Here is a 6,102-nt window from a genome sequence, read left to right on the forward strand (position 1 = left end):
CAATATTTGGAATATTTAATTTTTGACATCGGGCAAAGTGTTCACTACTTAGTAGCGCTTTGTCCTTTTAATTTTTGGTGCTGTTCTATATTTACCTCCATACAAGCTTTATTTACGTCTTGCCTGATCTTACAGAACTTCTGTCCGTCTTATATCTAACAAGACCTGATTTTTTGCTTCACATTACTCAACAAAGTCGGTTGTTTTCCCTCTGAGTTGGTCACGCTACTCCCTTACCTTCATCCATTGAAGAAGATTGCCTGTATTCTCGTAGGGCTTTCGTCACCAAACGCTCTACAAGATTCGACAAAGTACGATCCTCTGATTCGGCTATAGCTTCGAGTTCTTCTCTGAGTTCGTGAGAGCAAGTAAAAGTTATCTTTGCTTTTTTGGTTTGACCCATAGCTTCAGAAGATATTAGATATCTTCAGTATCTTCCGAAGCTTGTTTAATGTGTATATTTTCCGAAGCTATAGTTTTTATTTGACAGCTTCGGAAGCTATAGATTAAGATAACAGACAAGACAGAAAAACAGCAAGCACCGTTAGCTGATACTTGCCTAACGAGCGAGGAAAAGCCAATAATTTCAACCTTTCGGCTTGTGGACATTACTTTGTAACGGTGACTTTCAGATACCTGTCTGACAGCTGCCAGTAACCATCACTGGCTATCAATCACTATTTGCCCATTAATCAATAGATGCTCTATGAAAGCGTCAAATTCCTCACGGGGATTGGATTTAGATTCCCCAGGTTTGTTTTGTTCAAGTTATGTTACGAAATCTGAACTTGCAAGAATTCTTAACGTTGCTCGTTCAACTTTGGTCAGTTGGGACGGTATAGCCCTTTACCGCATAGATAGCTACCGCCAAGCCTACCCAGTCAAAGCGGATGGCAGTACAGACCGCTCTTGCCCATTGTCACCATACCAAAGCTGGGTTTTAAGTCGCGTTGGTCGCGTCATGCAAAATCTCAAGTCGGCTGAACGGGTAAAGAACTACATCAAAAAGTATCCCCAAGAATTCAGCCCCGCCAAGTTTCAAGCACAGTTTAACCAAGTCACCAGAGGTAATGCAGCATGAATGCTCTAGATATGATTTCTATCAAAGAAGTTTGCGAACTGTTGGAAATGCCAGAAGAAATTATTAGATTCTCTTTGCAAGAATCTCATCCAGATAATTTTGACAGCCTCAAAGAAATTAGCTTTGCTTCCTTTGAAACGTTAACTCAAGTCCTTAAACAGAAAGCCGAACAAGAACAAACTGGAGAAATAGCCGCGATTGCTCCATCAACTAACAATACTCTACCTATTCCAGAGCAACAAAAAATCATCAATGGAACATTGAATGCTTTAAGTGAGTTTGTCGGTAACTACACCTTAACCATTGATAAAATCACTTCCACCTTGGCATTTATCAGTGGTCAATCAGTTGTAAATAACTTTGTTCACATTCATTCAAACACAATTAGAAACGGTTTAGAGAATTACTTAGATGAGTTAGCGAATGAATTTACAACTGCTGCTCACTCCATCAAAGGAATTGATGCTAACGATTTTTTAGCCCAACGGGGAATTACCCCGAAACAACGGACTGCTCAGAAGTCACTAGAAGAAATCATGAATCTGGCAGCAAATATCTAGATATTGCCTACAGATTAGCATTGTCTGATAGTCGCTTCTTATCTTTGTTGTTAAGTACTGCAAGAGAGAGAAAAATGCACATAATCACTGAGACTTGTTTTTATTCTGGTGTAGCTACCCTGTCTCTAATCGGTGGTGTAGCAGCAGTTATTTCCCCTCTAGGTATGGGTTTATTCGCAGTAGGGTTAGCAATGTATGTCAGCCAAAATCGACGCTAAATTTCGCAGTTTAGAGTCAGCTAAAGATTGGCAAGCATTTAAGGTAAATCCGTTAATGTTGATGGGTTGTATTGTTGTTCCTTTATTTGTTGGCAGCTACGCATATACCAGTTGGCAGCAAACCAAAAATCTCCAGCAATCTGAAGATGTTGAGATTAAATACTTGCCCCTTTGTAGCTACAAGCGCCCTTCTTAAGAACAGAAAGTTTTCAACTATGTAGCAGATGAAAATGAACTATCAACCACTACCGGAATTGGTCAATACTGCTCAAAAATTACTCACTGATATTAGGCAGCATCCACACTTTCAAAGATTGAACTATACCCCAGATGTAACGATTGGGGATGCTTGTCAAGCACTTAATGATTTGTGTACTGAAATAACCGAATGCACAATTTTAGATGCATCAAAATTTGAGAGATTTAGCCCATGAAAGATTTACTCAGGGTTTGGGATAGCACCCTACTCAGTAGCCGCAAAACCTATCACATTGACGGCACACTTTACCGCTACTTGTACACAAAAGGGACAATCCAGCATCCCCAGTACATATTTTGCCCTTTGGAAGGACAAAGGAAGAAGGCAGATATAACCTTAAACCACCAAAAACTACTGACCCGTTGTTATGAAGTGCCAGATATGGTTCCTGGTAGCGAGGTGGTGAGCAGTAATGCAGTGCAACTTTCACTTTTTTAATGGAGAGCGATCGCATTCGCCGGCAAGCTTGGAGATCGCCCCCCTTGCATCTACGCATCATAGACACAACATGGATCTTAGCAATGAAAGACAACGAAGAATTTATTTACCCAGACTCAGAACTACAAATAGAGACACCAGATTTTGAGCCGCCATACCCACCTTTTACAGGCGTTGAATTTCTAGCAACCCACACCACAATTGACGCTCATCCATACAGCGTGGCATTTGGTCAATTCCTAGGGAATGGCATTGACCCGGACACAGCCAACTTACTGGCATTTGGTGAAAATCGCTTTGACTTAATTAGTAATGATTTTGATGACCCACTGCGACAACGGGCCACCCGCATCTATGACCGATTAGAGGACATGGACTACTGGCGAGACTCAGGTACAACTGACCGTCAACCAGAAAACTTCAGCTTTGGGGAGTAGTGACAATGGACTTTCGACCAATTAAAAACAGTTCCGCAGTACATTCAAAAGCCATTGATAGCCGTGCTAAAGACTGGGGAGATGTTGAAGCTGATATTCTCCACTACTTAGGAGATGTTTCCCGCCTGGAGGAATTTGCTAATCGTGCCAACGGTGCAGAACAATTAGCCCAGTACGTAGAACCTTTCCTAGCCAATGCCCAGAAATATCTGGAATCCTTGGCTAAGGTTAATCAAGGTCAGGTGACATGGACTGATTTACGCAAACAGTTCAGCTCAAAAGTCGCCCAAGGGATCGCCAAAATTAGACAAGTTAATGCCCAATTCGATAGCGAAATGGCTGTGCTAGATGCCCGTGACCGTGCAGCCATCACCAAAATTGAGCAAAAACGCCGTAACACCTTAACTGAGATTGCCAGCGACTTAAACCAGGATTTGCAAATTGAGTTTTACAGGCACACCAAGCAGTTGCAAACCATTGAAAGTAAACAAGCCACTTATGAAACTAGGCAGAGCATACAGTCTAACTTGCAGCAGCAGAGAAAACAGCTACTAGAGCGCATTCGCTACGGTTCCTTTACCCAGCAATCAGAACAGATACCTGTTGAAGTTGCTACCAATCAGCCTAAAAGCAACTGGAGTGCTTTTGGTGGCATCTGGGAAGCAATTAGAAATCGATAGTCATTGAATTAGTTGGGAGATTGGGAGAATGTTGGCGAAACCAGATAAACCCGTCAACATCTCCCCTTTTTTATATAGGGGAGATGGTTATGGGCCTCAACAACAGCCACAACCAGAAGTTACAGAAAACAACAAAGAACGCTCATTTAGGCATTGGGCTAACCTGTGCGAACTGGTTGGGGGTGCAAGTCTTAACAGCGCGGTAATATTTACCTTTCGGGCTATGGGGGTACATCCCTTGGGTTTCGTGCTGGCAATTGGAGTTTCACATTTTTACTTCACAGCTACCGCCGCCAGTGAATCTTCAAAGCGATTCACGCACATCATGACAGGTGCATCGGCATCTTTAGCAGGATTTACCGCACTATCAGAACCCATTGGCAATTATATTGGCGGTCACACCAGCCAACAGCGGTTTTACTCAGAACTAGAAAAACTTCACCCCACTCAATCAGAGAATAATTTACCAGTTTGGGGACTGCCAGTGCTGATTGTGGCGTTTTTCGTGTTTTTTGTTGGCAGGAGGAGAAGATGAGATTTTTAACTCCCGCACATGAAGCAGTCGCCAGAAGCCAGCACAGTCAGGCAATGCAATGGTTTGATAACCTGAGTTTTGACCGCAAAGTAACTGGGATCACCTTTTCCCTAGCGCTGGGTATTGGATGCGGTGCAACTGCCTACACTGGCATGATGGTTACACAAGTGAAGTTCTGCTTACAGGTAAGGCAGTCTGCCTTACAATGCCAGGACAGCCAGAATCGACCATTTAAAATGACCCAAGAGCAATGGGACAAGTGGGGTGAGGACGGCAGACCAGATTCTGCGGTAAAGTTTCGCACTATTTCCCCAACTAATCCATATAAACCCCTGTGGGCGTTCGGCGCATTTCTGGGTTTTGCCTCATCTGGTTGGATGTTGCGCCACCTCCAGGAATCAGAGCGGATTTTGAGCCAGTATCGCCGGATAACAGAAGAAACCGATTTAGCAGTGGCACGGGTACAGGGTGAAGCAGAGGTGATGCTGGCTGGCACTGACCACACCGCCGTTATTCAGCAGGCAGAACTTTTGGCTAGTGCTGAGGTAGAAATTACTGGTCACAACGTCAAAGGGCAATTATTTGAGGCAGAAACGGCGGGAATGAGTGAGGAGGAGAAGGCAGAATACATCAACTTTCTCAAATCTCAGAAAACCCCATATCTGGAAGGAACCCAGACGCTACAGGGAATTGTTGACCCTAGTGATAAGGTAGAAGGCGAAAAAGACACAAAGGCGATGACTGGGGATGAAACCGCAACTCCTGAACCGGGACAAGCAAACCAGAAACAGCCAACTGAGAACACTAGCCCTACGCTAGAACCACTAAATCGCATTTTAGGAGCCAAGCGCTCAACCTTGATTGTGGGTGGTACGGGGGCAGGGAAGAGCGTTACTGAAAGCTATATGCTCACTAAGTTTTTCCAGCGTTTCCCCAATGCTAATGTCTGGGCCATCGCCCAAAAGAATGACAGTTTTTGCGGTCTAGACAAGAAAGGGCGGGTGCTACTGTTTGACCCGCTTTCCCCCCAAGCTGCAATGTCGGCAATTGACGAGGTTTACAACGTCTATGATCACCGCCGTCGTGTAACTGAATATCGCCGCCACGAGTTTGACAATCAGCCTGTGCGGTTAATCCTGGCTGACTGGCATAGCATTTATGAAACCTGTAAGGATGACCAGTGGTTTAGTCCTTATCTTAAGAAAATCAGCACCATCATTACTGTAGGGCGTGAGTTAAACGTCTGCTTGCTCATTGACACTCAGAGTTTTAACTTGGCTGCGCTGGGACTGGGGGACAGCAATATTAGAAAGAACCTGTATATTATCGCTCAGGGTAATTTCTCAGTAGAAGAGGATGGCACGGTTAATGACAGCTACGGGGTGTTACTCAATCTCATTACCAACGCCAAAATTGTTGATGATGCTGAAGTTAGGGCAGCACTGAAGGCACGGTACAACCAGCTTAAGCCTCAGTCGAAACAATTGGGGCAACCGTTGATTTTTATCTCGGTTGACCCGATGCAGTTAGATATCTTGCCTGATATCAGGCATTACAAGCCAGGGCAACAGTCTAAGGTTAAGCTATCTGGGTATACACCAGAGCAGTTAAACACCATTCTGTTGCTTGAGTTTGATATCGACCAATCGCCACAGATGCCAGTTGAGGTGAAAGAAGAAGTTGTGCAGTTAACTCAGTTGCAGCAACGGGTTCTCAACTATCTCAAAGGGAAGGGCTATAAGGAAGTGGATGATATCAGGGGGGCGTTAAAGCGTAATGGTTACAGTACGGAGCAGATTAGAGAGGCACTGGCTGGTTTAGTGCAACTGGAGATAGTAAATATAGATGACCAAGGCAGGTATGGGGCAATTAAGTAGTAATCGGGACGGATGGT

Annotated in this window: 11 protein-coding genes; 10 read left to right on the forward strand and 1 reads right to left on the reverse strand. The window is 44.1% G+C overall.

Annotated features, from left to right (window positions below):
* Positions 1 to 220: 220 nt before the first annotated feature.
* Positions 221 to 403 (reverse strand): ribbon-helix-helix domain-containing protein, encoded by a 183-nt coding sequence (locus HGR01_RS41720; RefSeq protein WP_045874663.1) that lies wholly within the window; start codon positions 401 to 403, stop codon positions 221 to 223.
* A 303-nt stretch (positions 404 to 706) separates the two neighbouring features.
* On the opposite strand from HGR01_RS41720, the gene HGR01_RS41725 reads away from it, so the two are divergent.
* The 10 genes from HGR01_RS41725 to HGR01_RS41770 all read left to right on the forward strand — a co-directional run bounded on the left by HGR01_RS41725 (position 707) and on the right by HGR01_RS41770 (position 6,085).
* Positions 707 to 1,081 carry a hypothetical protein gene (locus HGR01_RS41725; protein ID WP_045874662.1) on the forward strand — a complete coding sequence of 125 codons (375 nt, stop codon included), beginning with the start codon at positions 707 to 709 and terminating at the stop codon, positions 1,079 to 1,081.
* A complete protein-coding gene (locus HGR01_RS41730) occupies positions 1,078 to 1,641 on the forward strand; it encodes a hypothetical protein (RefSeq protein WP_045874661.1) in 564 nt (187 codons plus the stop codon). The genes HGR01_RS41725 and HGR01_RS41730 overlap by 4 nt, the downstream gene beginning before the upstream one ends.
* Before the next feature lie 74 nt (positions 1,642 to 1,715).
* Positions 1,716 to 1,859, forward strand: a complete 144-nt coding sequence (locus HGR01_RS41735) for a hypothetical protein (RefSeq protein WP_155539670.1) — start codon at positions 1,716 to 1,718, stop codon at positions 1,857 to 1,859.
* Complete coding sequence (locus HGR01_RS41740) at positions 1,837 to 2,055, forward strand: hypothetical protein (protein ID WP_045874660.1); 219 nt, start codon at positions 1,837 to 1,839, stop codon at positions 2,053 to 2,055. Before HGR01_RS41735 ends, HGR01_RS41740 begins: the two co-directional genes overlap by 23 nt.
* A gap of 34 nt (positions 2,056 to 2,089) precedes the next feature.
* Positions 2,090 to 2,293, forward strand: coding sequence for a hypothetical protein (locus tag HGR01_RS41745; RefSeq protein WP_045874659.1), 204 nt, complete (start codon positions 2,090 to 2,092; stop codon positions 2,291 to 2,293).
* Positions 2,290 to 2,556, forward strand: a complete 267-nt coding sequence (locus HGR01_RS41750; protein ID WP_045874658.1) for a hypothetical protein — start codon at positions 2,290 to 2,292, stop codon at positions 2,554 to 2,556. The genes HGR01_RS41745 and HGR01_RS41750 overlap by 4 nt, the downstream gene beginning before the upstream one ends.
* Positions 2,557 to 2,639: 83 nt before the next feature.
* A complete protein-coding gene (locus HGR01_RS41755) occupies positions 2,640 to 2,993 on the forward strand; it encodes a hypothetical protein (protein WP_228045560.1) in 354 nt (117 codons plus the stop codon).
* 5 nt (positions 2,994 to 2,998) lie between these two features.
* A complete protein-coding gene (locus HGR01_RS41760; RefSeq protein WP_045874684.1) occupies positions 2,999 to 3,673 on the forward strand; it encodes a hypothetical protein in 675 nt (224 codons plus the stop codon).
* Between the two features lie 28 nt (positions 3,674 to 3,701).
* Positions 3,702 to 4,208: a hypothetical protein gene (locus HGR01_RS41765; protein WP_045874683.1), complete on the forward strand. Its 507-nt coding sequence runs from the start codon at positions 3,702 to 3,704 to the stop codon at positions 4,206 to 4,208.
* Positions 4,205 to 6,085, forward strand: a complete 1,881-nt coding sequence (locus HGR01_RS41770) for a type IV secretory system conjugative DNA transfer family protein (RefSeq protein ID WP_045874682.1) — start codon at positions 4,205 to 4,207, stop codon at positions 6,083 to 6,085. Before HGR01_RS41765 ends, HGR01_RS41770 begins: the two co-directional genes overlap by 4 nt.
* The last annotated feature ends 17 nt before the right edge of the window (positions 6,086 to 6,102 follow it).

Origin of the sequence: Tolypothrix sp. PCC 7712 (assembly GCF_025860405.1) — a bacterium.
GTDB classification, from domain to species: Bacteria; Cyanobacteriota; Cyanobacteriia; order Cyanobacteriales; family Nostocaceae; genus Aulosira; species Aulosira diplosiphon.